Genomic DNA, 1,928 nt, shown 5'->3' with positions numbered 1-1,928 from the left:
CCTTGAGTGCGATCGCCTGCGACAAATTTACCGCACTAGGTTAAGATAGGTGAAGGTGACACTCATTTTAGACAGAGCCGGTGATTTGCGCTGCGCTCTTAGCTTGCAAATCTTAGGTGCAGAAAATAATTAATGGTAGATCAATTTCTTGACGCTTCGCCCAATTTGGGAGTTGACACTTTTTTATTATTGTTAGTGTTAGTGGGTTTGGAGGCTGTGCTTTCGGCTGACAACGCGATCGCCCTGGCATCTATTTCTAAAGGTTTGGAAGATGCCAAGCAACAGCAACAGGCTCTCAACATCGGTTTGATAATTGCTTTTGTACTGCGAATTTTACTAATTTTAATGGCGACTTGGGTGATCGGGTTCTGGCAGTTTGAACTGCTGGGAGGACTCTACCTGCTGTGGCTAGTTTTCCAGCACTTTTCCTCAGCTACTGACTCTGAAGGAGAACATCACGGGCCGAGATTTTCGTCGGTGTGGCAAGCAATTCCAGTGATTTCTCTGACGGATTTAGCATTTTCTTTGGATAGCGTTACTGCTGCGATCGCAATTTCTGACAAAATTTGGCTGGTGGTGACAGGTGCCACAATTGGAATTATCACCCTGCGATTTATGGCGGGATTGTTCATCCGCTGGCTCGATGAGTTCGTACACTTAGAAGATGCTGGCTACATTACAGTAGGCTTGGTGGGAATGCGATTGTTGGTAAAAGTAATTAACGACAGTTTAGTACCTCCGGAGTGGCTGTTAATTACCAGTATCACCGTGCTATTTGTGTGGGGATTTTCTAAGCGCACTCCCGAGGCGGTGGAGATTGCAGAATCTCAGACAATAGCTCTCAATCAGCCGGATTCAGAAGTCGCATTGCCGGAATCGCCAGGACAGAAGTCCGAAGTTTAACACAGAGCGTGTTACCTGCGATCGACCGAACACGATATCAGGGTCGATCGCACCGGTGATGTCACACAATGGTGAGTAAAGCAGGCATCTGGCTGCTCGCTTCGCTGGCAAATATCCTGCTATTTACAGGCTTTTTAGCACAGGAGTAATCAATGTCGATCGCAGGTGCGACGGGAATTGAAACGATGGTGTGCGATCTGTACAGAATCGATCGTATTCAAAACTGCCTCCGGATCGCGATCGAGGATCATGCTAGCGCCATCCAAAAAAGTACCACCAAAGTCAGACTCATCACACCCACCAGATGATCGAACTGCTCAGCTACACGCGGCAGAGCGATTGCTAACCGTTTAATAACAAAAACATACATCAGCCAACCAATAGCGATCGTCAGCAGTGCTTTGATGATTGTATCAATTTTATAAGCATCTAAATACACCAGATTTGCGATAATTAGCCCGCTAATTAAAAGTGAGATCGCCGGCCACAAACCAGGCTGGACTTTCTGTTTTTCTCCACGCGGGATAAAGATGAATTTGGCAAAGGATATAGCTGTACCAACGGCGACAATCTTCATCGGGATTACCTGCCAATCTGCTAGATTTTTAATCGTCAATGCTTTGGCCCCAAATCCTACCAAAAAGGGAAAGCCCGAAATCGACAGGCTGGCGATAACCAAGGCAATCCAAAGGTTAGGATCTATCGGTTTATATTGCATTTCTTTGAGGTTCCGACTTGGTAAAGAACCTGAAATTAAGAAGAGAGTTGATTTAACCAAACCGTGAGCCAGCGCGTAAACTCCCCCCACTGCCGGTGCCGCCAAAATAAATCCTAACTGCGAAATTGTGTGAAAAGCCAGCATCCGTTTTGTATCTTTTTCAAAGATGGCATACCCGATTCCCATGAAAGCCGTTGCTACGCCAAAAATCCTGACTATCTGATTAATATCATCGGAAATCAAAGCACAGCGCAGCAGCGGTAAAATACTAGCTTTGACGACAATGCCCGATAGCAATGCTGAGACT

Annotated in this window: 2 protein-coding genes; one reads left to right on the top strand and one right to left on the bottom strand. The window is 46.0% G+C overall.

Annotation, left to right across the window (positions count from 1 at the left end; translation table 11 throughout):
• The first annotated feature begins 132 nt into the window (after positions 1-132).
• Positions 133-903 (top strand): TerC family protein, encoded by a 771-nt coding sequence (locus IQ270_RS29955; RefSeq protein ID WP_193976731.1) that lies wholly within the window; start codon positions 133-135, stop codon positions 901-903.
• 247 nt (positions 904-1,150) lie between these two features.
• Here IQ270_RS29955 and IQ270_RS29950 read toward each other — a convergent pair.
• On the bottom strand, positions 1,151-1,928 hold a 778-nt coding region (locus IQ270_RS29950), incomplete at its 5' end, for a proton-conducting transporter membrane subunit (protein ID WP_305076235.1).

Source organism: Microcoleus sp. LEGE 07076 (genome assembly GCF_015207455.1).
Classification (GTDB): Bacteria; Cyanobacteriota; Cyanobacteriia; order Cyanobacteriales; family Microcoleaceae; genus Microcoleus.
Note: the sequence above shows the minus strand (reverse complement) of the source record. Positions and strands in the feature narration are given on the sequence as shown.